21 protein-coding genes are annotated in these 16016 nt (G+C 66.3%); 20 read left to right on the top strand and 1 reads right to left on the bottom strand.

Annotation, left to right across the window (positions count from 1 at the left end; genetic code table 11):
• Positions 1-97: 97 nt before the first annotated feature.
• From KVT39_RS28375 to tatC, 19 genes are all read left to right on the top strand, one after another.
• Entirely contained in the window at positions 98-1024 is a 927-nt protein-coding gene (locus KVT39_RS28375; RefSeq protein ID WP_034183645.1) for an ABC transporter ATP-binding protein, read from the top strand.
• Positions 1021-1776 (top strand): ABC transporter permease, encoded by a 756-nt coding sequence (locus KVT39_RS28370; RefSeq protein WP_105391633.1) that lies wholly within the window; start codon positions 1021-1023, stop codon positions 1774-1776. The genes KVT39_RS28375 and KVT39_RS28370 overlap by 4 nt, the downstream gene beginning before the upstream one ends.
• 55 nt (positions 1777-1831) lie before the next feature.
• Positions 1832-2071, top strand: coding sequence for a BolA family protein (locus KVT39_RS28365; protein WP_006477131.1), 240 nt, complete (start codon positions 1832-1834; stop codon positions 2069-2071).
• A gap of 14 nt (positions 2072-2085) precedes the next feature.
• Positions 2086-3435 (top strand): UDP-N-acetylglucosamine 1-carboxyvinyltransferase, encoded by a 1350-nt coding sequence (gene murA / locus KVT39_RS28360; RefSeq protein WP_105391632.1) that lies wholly within the window; start codon positions 2086-2088, stop codon positions 3433-3435.
• Positions 3432-4085 (top strand): ATP phosphoribosyltransferase, encoded by a 654-nt coding sequence (gene hisG, locus KVT39_RS28355; RefSeq protein ID WP_034183648.1) that lies wholly within the window; start codon positions 3432-3434, stop codon positions 4083-4085. Before murA ends, hisG begins: the two co-directional genes overlap by 4 nt.
• A 24-nt stretch (positions 4086-4109) precedes the next feature.
• Entirely contained in the window at positions 4110-5426 is a 1317-nt protein-coding gene (gene hisD / locus KVT39_RS28350; protein ID WP_034183649.1) for a histidinol dehydrogenase, read from the top strand.
• Between the two features lie 130 nt (positions 5427-5556).
• The gene (gene hisC / locus KVT39_RS28345; protein ID WP_217590715.1) at positions 5557-6630 is read left to right on the top strand and encodes a histidinol-phosphate transaminase; all 1074 of its coding nucleotides are present in this window, start codon (positions 5557-5559) and stop codon (positions 6628-6630) included.
• 65 nt (positions 6631-6695) lie between these two features.
• Complete coding sequence (hisB, locus tag KVT39_RS28340; RefSeq protein ID WP_011546606.1) at positions 6696-7283, top strand: imidazoleglycerol-phosphate dehydratase HisB; 588 nt, start codon at positions 6696-6698, stop codon at positions 7281-7283.
• 61 nt (positions 7284-7344) lie between these two features.
• A complete protein-coding gene (locus KVT39_RS28335; RefSeq protein WP_034183651.1) occupies positions 7345-7965 on the top strand; it encodes a MarC family protein in 621 nt (206 codons plus the stop codon).
• Positions 7962-8603 carry an imidazole glycerol phosphate synthase subunit HisH gene (gene hisH / locus KVT39_RS28330; RefSeq protein ID WP_175750211.1) on the top strand — a complete coding sequence of 214 codons (642 nt, stop codon included), beginning with the start codon at positions 7962-7964 and terminating at the stop codon, positions 8601-8603. Before KVT39_RS28335 ends, hisH begins: the two co-directional genes overlap by 4 nt.
• A gap of 163 nt (positions 8604-8766) precedes the next feature.
• On the top strand, positions 8767-9522 hold the full coding sequence (gene hisA, locus KVT39_RS28325; RefSeq protein WP_034183653.1) for a 1-(5-phosphoribosyl)-5-[(5-phosphoribosylamino)methylideneamino]imidazole-4-carboxamide isomerase: 756 nt from the start codon (positions 8767-8769) through the stop codon (positions 9520-9522).
• A gap of 107 nt (positions 9523-9629) precedes the next feature.
• Positions 9630-10403 carry an imidazole glycerol phosphate synthase subunit HisF gene (gene hisF, locus KVT39_RS28320; RefSeq protein ID WP_034183654.1) on the top strand — a complete coding sequence of 258 codons (774 nt, stop codon included), beginning with the start codon at positions 9630-9632 and terminating at the stop codon, positions 10401-10403.
• Positions 10403-10819, top strand: a complete 417-nt coding sequence (gene hisI, locus KVT39_RS28315; RefSeq protein WP_105391630.1) for a phosphoribosyl-AMP cyclohydrolase — start codon at positions 10403-10405, stop codon at positions 10817-10819. The genes hisF and hisI overlap by 1 nt, the downstream gene beginning before the upstream one ends.
• On the top strand, positions 10816-11181 hold the full coding sequence (locus KVT39_RS28310) for a phosphoribosyl-ATP diphosphatase (protein ID WP_006485344.1): 366 nt from the start codon (positions 10816-10818) through the stop codon (positions 11179-11181). Before hisI ends, KVT39_RS28310 begins: the two co-directional genes overlap by 4 nt.
• A gap of 71 nt (positions 11182-11252) precedes the next feature.
• Positions 11253-11645, top strand: coding sequence for a hypothetical protein (locus tag KVT39_RS28305; protein WP_217590714.1), 393 nt, complete (start codon positions 11253-11255; stop codon positions 11643-11645).
• 31 nt (positions 11646-11676) lie between these two features.
• Positions 11677-12042 (top strand): histidine triad nucleotide-binding protein, encoded by a 366-nt coding sequence (locus KVT39_RS28300; RefSeq protein ID WP_034183657.1) that lies wholly within the window; start codon positions 11677-11679, stop codon positions 12040-12042.
• 94 nt (positions 12043-12136) lie between these two features.
• Entirely contained in the window at positions 12137-12367 is a 231-nt protein-coding gene (gene tatA, locus KVT39_RS28295; protein ID WP_034183658.1) for a Sec-independent protein translocase subunit TatA, read from the top strand.
• A gap of 26 nt (positions 12368-12393) precedes the next feature.
• Positions 12394-12924: a Sec-independent protein translocase protein TatB gene (gene tatB / locus KVT39_RS28290; RefSeq protein ID WP_034183659.1), complete on the top strand. Its 531-nt coding sequence runs from the start codon at positions 12394-12396 to the stop codon at positions 12922-12924.
• Positions 12925-12965: 41 nt separating this feature from the next.
• Positions 12966-13754, top strand: a complete 789-nt coding sequence (gene tatC, locus KVT39_RS28285) for a twin-arginine translocase subunit TatC (protein WP_034183660.1) — start codon at positions 12966-12968, stop codon at positions 13752-13754.
• A gap of 205 nt (positions 13755-13959) precedes the next feature.
• On the opposite strand, the gene KVT39_RS28280 is transcribed toward tatC, so the two are convergent.
• Positions 13960-15165, bottom strand: a complete 1206-nt coding sequence (locus KVT39_RS28280; RefSeq protein ID WP_034183661.1) for a S1C family serine protease — start codon at positions 15163-15165, stop codon at positions 13960-13962.
• A gap of 21 nt (positions 15166-15186) precedes the next feature.
• Here KVT39_RS28280 and KVT39_RS28275 point away from each other — a divergent pair, with 21 nt between their 5' ends.
• Positions 15187-15933, top strand: a complete 747-nt coding sequence (locus KVT39_RS28275; protein ID WP_034183662.1) for a Nif3-like dinuclear metal center hexameric protein — start codon at positions 15187-15189, stop codon at positions 15931-15933.
• The last annotated feature ends 83 nt before the right edge of the window (positions 15934-16016 follow it).

The following is a 16016-nucleotide window of genomic DNA, read 5'->3' as shown; positions in this document are numbered from 1 at the left end:
TCAAGCGTTTTGCGGGGCAGCCAATCGGCGTCCGGCCCCCATTTTCTTTCGCAGCAAGCACAGAATAGGCGTCGCGGCCATTGCGTCGCGCACAGTCATGTCAGCCATAGAAATCCGTCACGTCAAGAAGCGCTACAAGTCGCTTCAGGCGCTCAAGGGCGTCAGCCTGTCGGTCGAGGAAGGCGAGTTTTTCGGTCTGCTCGGCCCCAACGGCGCAGGCAAGACCACGCTCATCAGCATCCTCGCCGGGCTTGCCCGGGCCGACGAAGGCAGTATCTCGGTGCTTGGCCACGACGTCGTCAAGGACTTCCGTGGTGCGCGCCGCGCACTCGGCGTCGTGCCGCAGGAACTCGTTTTCGACCCGTTCTTCACCGTCCGCGAGACGCTGCGCATCCAGTCCGGCTATTTCGGGCTGCGTCGCAACGACGACTGGATCGACGAAGTGATGGCCAATCTCGACCTCACCGAGAAGGCCGATGCGAACATGCGCGCGCTGTCGGGCGGGATGAAGCGCCGCGTGCTCGTCGCGCAGGCGCTCGTGCACCGGCCGCCGGTGATCGTGCTCGACGAGCCGACCGCCGGCGTCGACGTCGAATTGCGCCAGACGCTGTGGAAATTCATCTCGCGCCTGAACCGCGAGGGTCACACGATCGTGCTGACCACCCATTACCTCGAGGAAGCCGAGTCGCTGTGCGACCGTATCGCGATGCTGCGCCGTGGCGAAGTGGTCGCGCTCGACCGCACCGACGCGCTGCTGCGCCGCTTCGCGGGGCTGCAGCTCTACCTGCGCCTGGCGACCGGCGCGCTGCCGGCCGAGCTGCGCGGGCTGGAGACCGATCCGGCCGCACGCGCGCCGGGCGAGCACCTGCTGCGCCTCACGAGCTACGACGATGTCGAACGCATCCTCGCGCAGTGCCGCGCGGCGGGCTGCACGTTCGACGAGATCGAGGTCCGCAAGGCCGACCTCGAGGATGTGTTCGTCCAGGTGATGAACGGGGCCGAGGTGATCGAGGGTCTGGCATGAGCGGTTTTCAAACGCTGTTCTACAAGGAACTGCTGCGCTTCTGGAAGGTGTCGTTCCAGACCGTGTGCGCGCCGATCGTGACGGCGCTGCTGTATCTGACGATCTTCGGCCACGCGCTGTCGGGCCGCGTCGAGGTGTATCCGGGCGTCGAGTACGTGAGCTTTCTCGTGCCGGGCCTCGTGATGATGAGCGTGCTGCAGAACGCGTTCGCGAACAGCTCGTCGTCGCTGATCCAGTCGAAGATCACCGGCAACCTGGTGTTCATGCTGCTGCCGCCGCTGTCGTACCGCGACATCTTCGGCGCGTACGTGCTCGCGTCCGTCGTGCGCGGGCTCGCGGTCGGCGCGGGCGTATTCGTCGTGACGATCTGGTTTATCCCGATGCATTTCGCGGCGCCGCTGTTCATCATTGCGTTCGCGCTGCTCGGCTCGGCGATCCTCGGCACGCTCGGCTTGATCGCCGGGATCTGGGCCGAGAAGTTCGACCAGCTCGCCGCGTTCCAGAACTTCCTGATCATGCCGCTGACGTTCCTGTCCGGCGTGTTCTATTCGACGCACTCGCTGCCGCCCGTGTGGCGCGAGATCTCGCGTCTCAATCCGTTTTTCTACATGATCGACGGCTTCCGCTTCGGGTTCTTCGGCGCGTCCGACATCAACCCGTTCGCAAGCCTCGCGATCGTTGCCGGTTTCTTCGTGCTGCTCGCGATGGTCGCGATGCGGCTGCTCGCGACCGGCTACAAACTGCGTCATTGATATCGACAGGCAGCAGCCGCCCCGGGGCGGCGCGCGCCGACAGGAGCCTTACACCATGTTGCCGACTCCCGAACAGGTCAAGCAATACATCGCCGGCGGCCTCGCCTGCACGCATCTGGAAGTCGAAGGCGACGGCCAGCATTTCTTCGCGACGATCGTGTCGGCGGCCTTCGAAGGCAAGCGGCCGATCCAGCGGCACCAGCTCGTCTATGCGGCGCTCGGCGATCGCATGAAGCAGGAAATCCACGCGCTCAGCATGAAGACGCTGACGCCCGCCGAATGGCAGAACGCATAACCGGAATTCACTGAGTGCAAGTCACCGTCAACGAGCGCGACGCCGTCCAGAGCGTCGCCACGGCACACCCGGCCGCCAACGGGGAATTGCAGGGACATGGGATGGACAAGCTCGCGATCGAAGGCGGCCGCCGCCTGTCCGGCGAGATCGTCGTGTCGGGCGCGAAGAACGCCGCGCTGCCGATCCTGTGCGCGGGGCTGCTCACCGCCGATCCGGTCGATCTCGACAACGTGCCGAACCTCAAGGACGTGCGCACCACGCTGAAGGTGCTGAACCAGATGGGCGTGAAGAGCGAGACCGACGGCTGCCGCGTGCAGCTCGACGCGTCGCGCGTCGACAACCTCGTGGCGCCGTACGAGCTCGTGAAGACGATGCGCGCGTCGATCCTCGTGCTCGGGCCGCTGCTCGCGCGCTTCGGCGAGGCGAAGGTGTCGCTGCCGGGCGGCTGCGCGATCGGCGCGCGTCCGGTCGACCAGCACATCAAGGGCCTGCAGGCGATGGGCGCCGAGATCAGCATCGAGCACGGCTTCATCGAAGCGCGCGCGAAGCGCCTGAAGGGCGCGCGCATCGTGACCGACATGATCACGGTGACGGGGACGGAAAACCTGCTGATGGCCGCGACGCTCGCGGACGGCGAAACGGTGATCGAGAACGCGGCCCGCGAACCGGAAGTGAGCGATCTCGCACACTTGCTGGTCGGGATGGGCGCGAAAATCGACGGCATCGGCACCGATCGCCTCGTGATCCAGGGCGTCGAGCGCCTGCACGGCGCGCGCCATTCGGTGATTCCCGACCGCATCGAGGCCGGCACGTTCCTGTGCGCGGTCGCGGCGGCGGGCGGCGACGTGATGCTGACGGGCGTGCGCCCGCATATCCTCGACGCGGTGATCGACAAGCTGCGCGAAGCCGGCGTATCGATCGAGGAAGGCGACAGCTGGCTGCGCGTGAAGATGGACCGCCGGCCGTCGGCGGTGACGATCCGCACGTCGGAATACCCGGCGTTCCCGACCGACATGCAGGCGCAGTTCATGGCCCTCAATACGGTCGCGACGGGCACCGCGCAGGTCGTCGAGACGATTTTCGAGAACCGCTTCATGCACGTGCAGGAGCTGAACCGGCTCGGCGCGAACATCACGATCGACGGCAACACCGCGCTCGTGACGGGCGTCGAGAAACTGTCGGGCGCGAACGTGATGGCGACCGACCTGCGCGCGTCGGCGAGCCTCGTGATCGCCGGGCTGCGTGCCGACGGCGAAACGATCGTCGACCGCATCTATCACCTGGACCGCGGTTACGACCGCATGGAAGCCAAACTGACCGCCGTCGGCGCGAACGTGCGCCGCCTCTCCGGGAGCCAAGCATGAGCGTGCCGCTGACCCTCGCCCTGTCGAAGGGCCGGATTTTCGAGGAAACCCTGCCGCTGCTCGCCGCAGCCGGCGTGCAGGTGGCCGAGGATCCGGAAACGTCGCGCAAGCTGATCCTGCCGACGACCGACCCGAACCTGCGCGTGATCATCGTGCGCGCGAGCGACGTGCCGACCTATGTCGAATACGGCGCGGCCGATTTCGGCGTGGCCGGCAAGGACGTGCTGGTCGAGCACGGCGGCTCGGGCCTGTACCAGCCGATCGATCTGAACATTGCGCGCTGCCGGATGTCGGTGGCCGTGCCGGCCGGCTTCGACTATGCGAACGCGGTGCGCCAGGGCGCGCGCCTGCGGGTCGCGACGAAGTACGTCGAAACCGCACGCGAGCATTTCGCGGCGAAGGGCGTGCACGTCGACCTGATCAAGCTGTACGGCTCGATGGAACTCGCGCCGCTGGTCGGCCTGGCCGACGCGATCGTCGACCTCGTCAGCTCGGGCGGCACGCTGAAGGCGAACAATCTGGTCGAGGTCGAGGAGATCATGGCGATCTCGTCGCGCCTCGTCGTGAACCAGGCTGCGCTGAAGTTGAAGCGCGCTGCGCTCAAGCCGATCCTCGACGCGTTCGAACGCGCGTCGCAGAATGGCGGTTGAGCGCATCACCGTAACGGAACTCCCATGGCCATCACCATCCGCAAACTCGATTCGACGAGCGACGGCTTCGACGCCGCGCTGCGTGCGGTGCTCGCATTCGAAGCGAGCGAAGACGAGGCGATCGAGCAATCGGTCGCGCAGATTCTAGCCGACGTGAAATCGCGCGGCGACGCCGCGGTGCTCGAGTATACGAACCGTTTCGACCGGCTGAACGCGGACAGCGTCGCCGCGCTCGAACTGCCGCAGGATGAACTGCAGACGGCGCTCGACGGCCTCGCGCCGAAGGCGCGCGCGGCGCTGGAAGCGGCCGCGGCGCGCGTGCGCGCGTACCACGAGAAGCAGAAGATCGAGTGCGGCACGCATAGCTGGCAATACACGGAAAGCGACGGCACGGTGCTCGGCCAGAAGGTCACGCCGCTCGACCGCGTCGGCCTGTACGTGCCGGGCGGAAAGGCCGCGTATCCGTCGTCGGTGCTGATGAACGCGATTCCCGCGCGCGTCGCGGGCGTCGGCGAGATCGTGATGGTCGTGCCGACGCCGGATGGCGTGAAGAACGACCTCGTGCTCGCCGCGGCGCTGCTCGGCGGCGTCGATCGCGTGTTCACGATCGGCGGCGCGCAGGCGGTCGGCGCGCTCGCGTACGGCACGGCAACGGTGCCGCCCGTCGACAAGATCTGCGGGCCCGGCAATGCGTACGTCGCGTCGGCGAAGCGCCGCGTATTCGGCACGGTCGGCATCGACATGATCGCGGGGCCGTCGGAAATCCTCGTGCTGTGCGACGGCACGACCGATCCGAACTGGGTCGCGATGGACCTGTTTTCGCAGGCCGAGCACGACGAACTCGCGCAGTCGATCCTGCTGTGCCCGGACGCCGCGTTCCTCGAGCGCGTCGAGAAGGCGATCAACGAGCTGCTGCCGTCGATGCCGCGCCAGGACGTGATTCGCGCGTCGCTCGAAGGCCGCGGCGCGCTGATCAAGGTGCGCGACATGGCCGAGGCATGCCGGATCGCGAACGACATCGCGCCCGAGCACCTGGAAATCTCGGCGCTGGAACCGCAGCAATGGGGCCAGCAGATCCGCCACGCGGGCGCGATCTTCCTCGGCCGCTACACGAGCGAGAGCCTCGGCGACTACTGCGCGGGCCCGAACCACGTGCTGCCGACGTCGCGCACCGCGCGCTTCTCGTCGCCGCTCGGCGTGTACGACTTCATCAAGCGCTCGAGCCTGATCGAGGTCAGCGCCGAAGGCGCGCAGACGCTCGGCGAGATCGCGTCCGAACTCGCGTACGGCGAAGGGCTGCAGGCGCACGCGAAGAGCGCCGAGTTCCGGATGAAGGGGTAACCCGCGCGCTCTGCGCGGGGCCGGGGCGGGCGCCGACGCGCCGCCCCCGGTTGAGGAGACGCAGCGCAGGGCGGCAGCCGCCGCCTTGCCGACCATTTGATGCCGGCGCGACGCACGCCGGCTTGAAACCATGACGACGCCACAAGACATCATCCGCCGCGACGTGCTCGCGATGACGAGCTACCCGGTGCCGGACGCGAGCGGATTCGTGAAGCTCGACGCGATGGAGAACCCGTATCCGCTGCCCGAACCGCTCGCTGCGGCGCTCGGCGAGCGTCTCGCGCAGGTCGCGCTGAACCGCTACCCGGCGCCGCGCCCGGCCGCGCTGCTCGACAAGCTGCGCCACGCGATGGGCGTGCCGGCCGCATGCGAAGTGCTGCTCGGCAACGGGTCGGACGAAATCATCAGCATGATCTCGGTCGCGTGCGCGCAGCCGGGCGCGAAGGTGCTCGCGCCGGTGCCGGGCTTCGTGATGTATGAACTGTCCGCGAAGCTCGCGCAGCTCGAATTCGTCGGCGTGCCGCTGAAGGCCGACCTGACGCTCGACGTCGACGCGATGCTCGCGGCGATCGCCGAGCACCGCCCGGCGATCGTCTATCTCGCGTACCCGAACAACCCGACCGGCACGCTGTACGACGATGCCGACGTCGAGCGGATCGTCGCGGCCGCGCGGCACAGCCTGATCGTGATCGACGAGGCGTATCAGCCGTTCGCCGAGCGCTCGTGGCTGCCGCGCGCCGCCGAATTCGACAACGTCGTCGTGATGCGCACGGTGTCGAAGCTCGGCCTCGCGGGCATCCGCCTCGGCTATCTCGTCGGGCGGCACGCGTGGCTGACCGAATTCGACAAGGTGCGCCCGCCTTACAACATCAACGTGCTGACCCAGGCGACCGCCGATTTCCTGCTCGACCACCTCGACGTGCTCGACGCGCAGGCGGCCGAACTGCGCGCGGAACGCACGCGCCTCGCGCAGGCCGTGGCCGCGCTGCCGGGCGCGACGGTGTTCCCGAGCGCCGGCAATTTCCTGCTGGTGCGCGTGCCGGACGCGGCCGCCGTGTTCGACGCGCTGCTCACCGAGCGGGTGCTGGTCAAAAACGTGAGTAAAATGCATCCGTTACTGGCCGAATGCGTGCGGCTGACCGTCGGTTCTCCCGACGAAAACGCCCGCCTGCTGGCCGCTTTGAAACTCGCGCTGCCCGGTTGAGCCCAGGGCGCGGCGGCGCGCGACGATCAATCCCCATTTACATCAGACTCAATCAAGGAATTGCCATGCGTGTGGCGGAAGTCGTTCGCAATACCAGCGAAACGCAGATCCGTGTGAAGCTCGATCTCGACGGCACCGGCCGGCAGAAGCTGGCCACCGGCGTGCCGTTTCTCGACCATATGCTCGACCAGATCGCGCGACACGGTCTGGTCGATCTCGAGGTCGAAGCGCATGGCGACACGCATATCGACGACCACCACACGGTCGAGGATGTCGGCATCACGCTCGGGCAGGCCGTCGCGAAGGCGATCGGCGACCGCAAGGGCATTCGCCGCTACGGCCATTCGTACGTGCCGCTCGACGAGGCGCTGTCGCGCGTCGTGATCGACTTCTCGGGCCGGCCGGGCCTCGAATTCCACGTGCCGTTCACGCGTGCGCGGATCGGTACGTTCGACGTCGACCTGTCGATCGAATTCTTCCGCGGTTTCGTGAACCACGCGGGCGTCACGCTGCACATCGACAACCTGCGCGGGATCAACGCGCACCATCAGCTCGAGACGGTGTTCAAGGCTTTCGGCCGTGCGCTGCGCGCGGCGGTGGAGCTGGACGAGCGTGCGGCGGGGCAGATCCCGTCGACGAAGGGCAGCCTCTGAACTTCCGAACGGACGGACGCCAAGGACAACCTCACGGCTTCGGCGCGCGCGCCGGCTTGCGATGGATCTGCTCAAATCGTTCATTTCGCTGCTTGCGCTGATCAATCCGATCGGCGCGGTGCCGTTCTTCCTGAGCCTGACGGCGCAGCAGACGGACATCGAGCGGCGCCGCACGATCCGGATCGCGTCGGTGTCGGTGTTCTGCGTGATGACGGTGACGACGCTGCTCGGGCAGCAGATCATCGACTTCTTCGGCATTTCGGTCGGCTCGCTCGAAGTGGGCGGCGGGATCATCATGCTGCTGATGGCGATCAACATGCTGAACGCGCAGATCGGCAACACGCGATCGACGCCGGAGGAGCGCCACGAGGCCGAGCTGAAGGACAACATCGCGGTCGTGCCGCTGGCGATTCCGCTGCTCACGGGCCCCGGCTCGATCAGCACGGTGATCATCTATGCGGCGAACTCGCGTCACTGGTATGAGCGGGCGGGGCTGATTGCGATCGGCGCGGTCCTGGCTTTGCTGTGTTTCGTCGCGATGCGGCTCGCCGAGCCGATCGCGAACTGGATCGGCCGCACGGGCATCAACATCGCCACGCGGCTGATGGGTCTGATGCTGTCGGCGCTGGCGGTGGAATTCATCGTCAATGGACTGAGGGCGCTACTGCCTGCACTGAGATGAAAACTTCGATTGCGATTGTGGATTATGGGATGGGTAACCTGCGCTCGGTCGCGCAGGCGCTCAAGAAGGCCGAACCGGCCGCCGACGTGGCGATCGTCGACACGCCGGCCGCGATTCGCGCGGCCGACCGCGTCGTGCTGCCCGGCCAGGGCGCGATGCCCGACTGCATGCGCTGCCTCGGCGAATCGGGCCTGCAGGAGGCCGTGATCGAGGCGTCGCGCACGAAGCCGCTGCTCGGCGTGTGCGTCGGCGAGCAGATGCTGTTCGACTGGAGCGCGGAGGGCGACACGAAGGGCCTCGGCCTGCTGCCGGGCAAGGTCGTGCGCTTCGAACTCGACGGCCGGCTGCAGGACGACGGCTCGCGCTTCAAGGTGCCGCAGATGGGCTGGAACCGCGTGCGTCAGACGCAGCCGCACCCGCTGTGGGACGGCGTGCCCGACGACGCGTATTTCTACTTCGTGCACAGCTATTACGTGACGCCGGACAACCCGGCGCATACGGTCGGCGAAACGGCCTACGGTGCGCCGTTTACGTCCGCGGTCGCGCGGGATAACCTCTTCGCGACCCAATTTCACCCCGAGAAAAGCGCCGAGGTCGGGTTGCGTCTGTATCGCAACTTCGTACACTGGAAACCGTGAACGTCGCGTGCGTGCCACAATCGGCGGGCCGGAGAGGCCCGTCTTGCGGGGCTCGCGCGCCTAAGCGCCGAAAGAGTTGTACTAAACTAGCGAGACGGCGCGGTACCGGATTGGCCGGTACGCGCCGGATTCTTTTCTTCCTCCACGACGATACCCGATTGCTATGTTGCTGATTCCGGCCATCGATCTCAAAGACGGTCAGTGTGTGCGCCTGAAACAGGGCGATATGGACCAGGCCACGATTTTCTCCGAGGACCCGGCGGCGATGGCCCGCAAATGGGTCGATCTCGGCGCCCGGCGGCTCCATCTGGTCGACCTGAACGGCGCGTTCGCCGGCAAGCCGAAGAATCTCGAGGCGATCGAAGCGATCCTCGACGAAGTCGGCGATGAAATCCCCGTACAGCTCGGCGGCGGCATCCGCAGCCTCGAGACGATCGAGAAGTATCTCGACGCGGGCCTGTCCTACGTGATCATCGGCACGGCGGCCGTGAAGGATCCGGGCTTCCTGCAGGACGCATGCACCGCGTTCGCCGGCAACATCATCGTCGGGCTGGATGCGAAGGACGGCAAGGTCGCGACCGACGGCTGGAGCAAGCTGACGGGCCACGAAGTGATCGATCTCGCGCAGAAGTTCGAGGACTACGGCGTCGAGTCGATCGTCTACACGGACATCGGCCGCGACGGGATGCTGCAGGGCATCAACATCGAGGCGACCGTGAAGCTTGCGCAGGCGGTCGGCATTCCGGTGATCGCGAGCGGCGGCCTGTCGAACCTCACGGACATCGAGAACCTGTGCGAAGTGGAAGAGCACGGCGTCGAAGGCGTGATCTGCGGCCGTGCGATCTACTCCGGCGATCTCGATTTCGCGGCCGCGCAAAAGCGCGCGGACGAACTGAACGGCGAGCTCGACAACGCGTAAGCGCGGTTGTCCCGTTCGCCGGGGCTGCCCGCAGGGCGGCCCCGACCGGAAGCCTCGCGCGAGGCTTCCGTAACCGGCCGTCCCATCGCGGCATTTGGCGCAACATCATGGCTCTAGCTAAACGCATCATCCCCTGCCTGGACGTGACCGCCGGGCGTGTCGTCAAGGGCGTCAATTTCGTCGAGCTGCGCGACGCGGGCGACCCCGTCGAAATCGCCCGCCGTTACGACGACCAGGGCGCCGACGAACTGACGTTCCTCGACATCACCGCGACGTCCGACCAGCGCGACCTGATCCTGCCGATCATCGAGGCGGTGGCGTCGCAGGTGTTCATTCCGCTGACCGTCGGCGGCGGCGTGCGCGCCGTCGAGGACGTGCGGCGCCTGCTGAATGCGGGCGCGGACAAGGTCAGCATGAATTCGTCGGCGGTCGCGAACCCGCAACTCGTGCGCGACGCGGCCGACAAGTACGGCTCGCAGTGCATCGTCGTCGCGATCGACGCGAAGCGCGTATCGGCCGACGGCGAGACGCCGCGCTGGGAAGTGTTCACGCACGGCGGCCGCAAGGGCACGGGCCTCGACGCGATCGAATGGGCGCGCAAGATGGCCGAGCTCGGCGCGGGCGAGATCCTGCTCACGAGCATGGACCGCGACGGCACGAAATCGGGTTTCGACCTCGCGCTCACGCGCGGCGTGTCGGACGCGGTGCCGGTGCCTGTGATCGCATCGGGCGGCGTCGGCTCGCTGCAGGATCTCGCGGACGGCATCAAGGACGGCCGTGCCGACGCGGTGCTGGCCGCGAGCATCTTCCACTACGGCGAGCACACGGTCGGCGAGGCGAAGCGCTTCATGGCCGACCAGGGCATTCCGGTGAGGCTGTGATGAATACGGAAACGAAATCCCTGCCCGCGTGGCTCGACAAGGTCCGCTGGGACGACCACGGCCTCGTGCCGGTGATCGCACAGGAAGCATCGACGAACGACGTGCTGATGTTCGCGTGGATGAACCGCGAGGCGCTGGCGAAGACGATCGAGACGCAGCGCGCGGTCTACTATTCGCGCTCGCGCAAGCGCCTGTGGTTCAAGGGCGAGGAGTCGGGCCACGTGCAGCACGTGCACGAGGTGCGGCTCGACTGCGACGAGGACGTCGTGCTGCTGAAGGTCGAGCAGGTGTCGGGCATCGCGTGCCACACCGGCCGGCATTCGTGCTTCTTCCAGAAATTCGAGGGCACCGTCGACGACGGCGACTGGGTCGCGGTCGAACCGGTGCTGAAAGATCCCGAACACATCTACAAATGACGCAATCGACCGAAGACACGCTGCTGCGCCTCGCGGCCGTGATCGATAGCCGCAAGGGCGGCGACCCCGATCAATCGTACGTATCGCGCCTGTTCCACAAGGGCGACGACGCGGTGCTGAAGAAAATCGGCGAAGAGGCGACGGAAGTCGTGCTGGCCGCGAAAGACGTGCGCCAGGGCGGCGCGCCGACCGCGCTCGTCGGCGAGGTGGCCGACCTGTGGTTCCACTGCCTCGTGATGCTGTCGCACTTCGACCTGAGCCCGGCCGACGTGATCGCCGAACTCGAGCGCCGCGAAGGGTTGTCGGGCATCGAGGAGAAGGCGCTGCGCAAGCGCCGCGAGCGCGAGGAAAACGGCGGGTGACACGCATCGGCCCGCCGCGGTGGCGACAGTGCGGTAAGCTGTAAGAATTGTCATCTAACGGGGGTAGCATCATGACCGACACACCAAGCCAGTTTCCGCCGCCGTCGGTGCCGGGGGCCGCGGACGCCGAACGCCTGAACGGGTTGCGCACGCTGACTCACGTGCTCTATGGCCTCTATGCGTTTCATTGGCTGACGGGCGGCGTCACGGGCATCATCGCGATCATCATCAACTACGTGAAGCGCGGCGATGTGGCCGGCACGCCGTACGCCGATCACTTCGAGTGGCAGATCCGCACGTTCTGGCGCGCGCTGATCGCCTATGTGATCGGGTTCGCACTGGCGTTCGTGGTGGTCGGATTCGCAGTGATGTTTGTCACATGGATTTGGACGCTGTACCGTATCATCAAAGGTTGGCTGTACCTGAACGACAACAAGACGCTCGATCCGCAGTCGTGGTTCTGACCGGCCGCGGCGGGCGTTTCGCAGGAGCAACATGAGTCACGATCCGAATTGCCTGTTCTGCAAGATCGCGGCAGGCGAGATCCCGAGCACGAAGGTGCACGAGGACGACGAATTCGTCGCGTTCCGCGACATCCGCCCGGCGGCCGAGACGCACGTGCTCGTGATTCCGCGCCGGCACCTGCCGACGCTGTCGGCGGTGAGCGACGGCGATGCGCCGATGCTCGGCCGGCTGATGTTGTTCGTCGCGCGCCTCGCCGACCAGCTCGGCGTCGCGTATACGGGAGGCGAAACCGGTTTTCGCACGGTGATCAACACGGGCCCCGGCGGCGGGCAGGAGGTTTACCACCTGCACGCGCATATCCTGGCCGGCCCGCGTCCGTGGCATCGGATGGGTTGACGGCGCGGGGCGTTTTCCCCGCATCGATAGTCGAAGCCGGCGCGTCGCCGGCGATTTGCGCCGCGCAGCGGCGTGGTTGAGGAGAGGTTTCATCATGGGTGGATTGAGCATTTGGCACTGGCTGATCGTGCTGCTGATCGTCGCGCTGGTTTTCGGTACGAAGAAGCTGCGCAACATCGGCAACGATCTCGGCAGCGCGGTTAAGGGCTTCAAGGACGGCATGAAGGAAGGCGAAACGCCGGCCGACGCGCAGCAACTGCCGCGCTCGGGCTCGGTCGACGTCAACGCGAAGGAAACGACGCGTTCCGATTCGAACAAGGCGTAACGCCGGCACGCTGACAGGCATTCGCGATGCTGGATCTCGGTCTTACGAAGATGGCGCTGATCGGCGTCGTCGCGCTCGTGGTGCTCGGCCCCGAGCGCCTGCCGCGCGTCGCGCGTACGGCAGGCGCATTGTTCGGCCGCGCGCAGCGGTACATCAACGACGTGAAGGCCGAGGTCTCGCGCGAAATCGAACTCGACGCGCTGCGGACGATGAAGACCGATTTCGAGTCGGCCGCGCGCAATGTCGAGACGACGATTCACGACAACCTGCGCGAGCACGAGAAGGAACTGAACGACACGTGGCATTCCGCGGTCGGCGGTCTTAACGACGCTTCCGGCGATGCCGGGTCGTACGGTTCCGATACGCCGGCGGCGCCGTCGTGGCGCGGCAGTACGGCCGCGCTCGCGCCGAAGCGCCGCAACTGGCGTGTCAAGCAGGCGGCGACGCCTGTCTGGTACAAGCGCGCGATCACCCGCCGCACGCACGTGCAGTCGGGCGCCGCGCGTGTCGCGCGCCACCAGCCGGCCAGCCTGCGCCGGCCGACGCGCTTCTTCTGAGTCGAGCGCATGCTCGCTCGTCAATCCTACCGAGGGCCGGTGTGAGCGACCCCCAGCAGAACCCGGGCGACGCCCCGGAAGAAACCTTCATTTCCCATCTCGTCGAGCTTCGCGATCGCATCATTCGCGCGGGGCTGGCCGTGATCGTCGTGTTCCTCGGGCTCGTCTACTGGGCGCCCGACATCTTCAAGCTGCTCGCGCGGCCGCTGATGCAGAACCTGCCGAAGGACGGCAAGATGATCGTCACCGACGTCACCGGCTCGTTCTTCGTGCCGATGAAGGTCACGATGCTCGTCGCGCTCGTGATCGCGCTGCCGGTCGTGCTGTACCAGATCTGGGCGTTCGTCGCGCCGGGGCTGTACCAGCACGAGAAGAAGCTCGTCGTGCCGCTCGTCGGCAGCAGCTACTTCCTGTTCCTGTGCGGGATGGCGTTCGCGTACTTCTTCGTGTTCCCGACGATCTTCCGCGTGATGGCGCACTACAACGCGCCGCTCGGCGCCGAGATGACGACCGACATCGACAACTACCTGAGCTTCGTGCTCGGGATGTTCATCGCGTTCGGGGTCACGTTCGAGGTGCCGATCGTCGTCGTGCTGCTCGTCCGGATGGGCGTGCTGACGGTGAAGAAGCTGAAGGAGATCCGGCCGTACGTGATCGTCGGCGCGTTCGTCGTCGCCGCGGTCGTCACACCGCCGGACGTGTTCTCGCAACTGATGCTCGCGCTGCCGCTGATCGTGCTGTACGAGGCCGGGATCCTGGCCGCGCGGTTCTTCGTACCGAAAAAGCGGGCCGAAGAGGGCGAGGCGGAGAACGGCGAAGCCGCGAGTTGACGACGGTGCGCCGGGCAGCGCGCGGCGGGTGGCCTTCTTCCGGCCATGCCTGTGCGGTCCGGTGGCGTTGTGGGCGGGAAAGCGGGCGTTGAAGCCATGTCCGCGGCAACAAGGTCTTCGATGCAAAGCAAAAGGGCAGCCACCGGCTGCCCTTTTTTCATTTCCGTTGGCGGGCGGCACGCGTCGACGCGCCGCCCGCCGAACGTCATTCGGTATCGCTGTCCTGTTCGTCGAGCGCCTGCTTCGGCGGCGGCGGGCGCTTGCCGATCACGACGTTCACGTCGAACTCCTTGCCCTTGCGCACGACGTGCACCTTGGTCGGCGTGCCCGGCTTGATCTGCGCGACGACGTTCAGCAGCTTCGTCGTATCGGTGATTTCCTCGCCGTTGACCGTGACCAGGATGTCGCCCGGCTTGATGCCGGCCTTGTCGGCCGGGCCGCCCTGCAGCACGCCCGCGACGATCGCGCCCGATTTCTGCTGGAGCCCGAACGACTCGGCGATCTCCGGCGTGACGTCCTGCGGCTCGACGCCGATCCAGCCGCGCGTGACCGAACCCGTCGTGATGATGCTTTCGAGCACGGTGCGCGCAGTCGATACCGGAATCGCGAAGCCGATGCCGAGCGAGCCGCCCGAGCGCGAGTAGATCGCCGTGTTGATGCCGAGCAGGTTGCCGTTCACGTCGACCAGCGCGCCGCCCGAGTTGCCGGGGTTGATCGGTGCGTCGGTCTGGATGAAGTTCTCGAACGTGTTGATGCCGAGGTGGTTGCGGCCGAGCGCGCTGATGATCCCCATCGTAACCGTCTGGCCGACGCCGAACGGGTTGCCGATCGCGAGCACGACGTCGCCGACCCGCGACTGGTCGGAGCGGCCGAGCGTGATCGTCGGCAGGTTCGTCATGTTGATCTTCAGCACGGCGAGGTCGGTCTCGGGATCGCTGCCGATCACCTTCGCGGTGGCCGTGCGCCCGTCGGCGAGCGCGACCTCGATCTGGTCGGCGCCGTCCACGACGTGCTGGTTCGTTAGAATGTAACCTTCAGGGCTCACGATAACGCCCGAGCCGAGGTTGGCTGCCGGTTCGTCCTGCTGCTTGCGGGCGTTGCGGTCGCCGAAGAAGTAGCGGAACAGCGGATCTTTCGCGCGCGGGTCGGGCGGCAGCGAGCCGTCCTTGCTGGAGAATACGTTGACGACGGCCGGCATCGCCTTCTGCGCGGCTTCGGCGTACGACGTGGTCGCCGGCGCGCCGCCGATGCCCGGCGCGACTTCCCGCAGCGCAACGATCGGCGTCGCGAGCTGCTTGCCGAGCTGTCCTTGCCGTTGCAGCCATTGCGGCTTGAGCGTCACGACGATGAACATCAGCGCGAGCAGCACGGTAACCGCCTGCGCGAAGAACAGCCAGAAGCGTCTAAGCATCTGAATGGATTAGAGGTTTATATGGATCGGATCGAACTTGAATTGTACTTGAACAATACCCTTGAAACCGCGCGCTTCAAGGACTATTGCCCGAACGGTCTCCAGGTCGAGGGGCGCCGCAAGATCGAGAAGATCGCCACCGGCGTGACGGCGTCGCTCGCGTTCCTCGAAGCCGCGCTCGAATGGGGGGCAGATGCCGTGCTCGTCCATCACGGCTATTTCTGGCGCAATGAGGCGCCGCAGATCACGGGCCGCAAGTACCAGCGCCTGAAGCTGCTGCTCGCGAACGACCTGAACCTGTTCGCGTTCCACCTGCCGCTCGACGCGCATCCCGAATTCGGCAACAACGCGCAGCTCGGCGAGAAGCTCGGGCTGATCGGCGAGCAGCGTTTCGGCGACGGCGACCTCGGCTGGATGGCGACGCTGCCGATGCCCGTCACGCTCGAGCACTTCGTCGCGAAGGTCGAGCGCACGCTCGGCCGCACGCCGCTCGTGTTCGGCGATCCGGACCTGCAATTGCGCCGCATCGCGTGGTGCACGGGCGCCGCGCAGAGCTATTTCGACGCGGCGATCGACGCCGGGGCGGACGTGTTCCTGACGGGCGAGGTGTCCGAATACGTGACGCACACGGCCGCCGAAAGCGGTGTCGCGTTCGTTGCGGCAGGGCACCATGCGACCGAACGTTACGGAATCCAGGCGCTTGGCGCCCACTTGTCGGAAGAATTCGATCTCGAACACCTTTTTATCGATATTCATAATCCGGTCTGAACGCCGGATTTGCGGCAGCGCATCGAAATTCAGAAATGTAGCGGACGCTTAAAAGAGAAAAGATTTAATCGCTCCGGTAGTGG

The sequence above is a fragment of the Burkholderia sp. GbtcB21 genome (assembly GCF_019091065.1).
Lineage (GTDB): Bacteria > Pseudomonadota > Gammaproteobacteria > Burkholderiales > Burkholderiaceae > Burkholderia > Burkholderia pyrrocinia_C.
The sequence above is the reverse complement of the archived record's forward strand: the minus strand, read 5'-3'. Positions and strand labels throughout refer to the sequence as shown.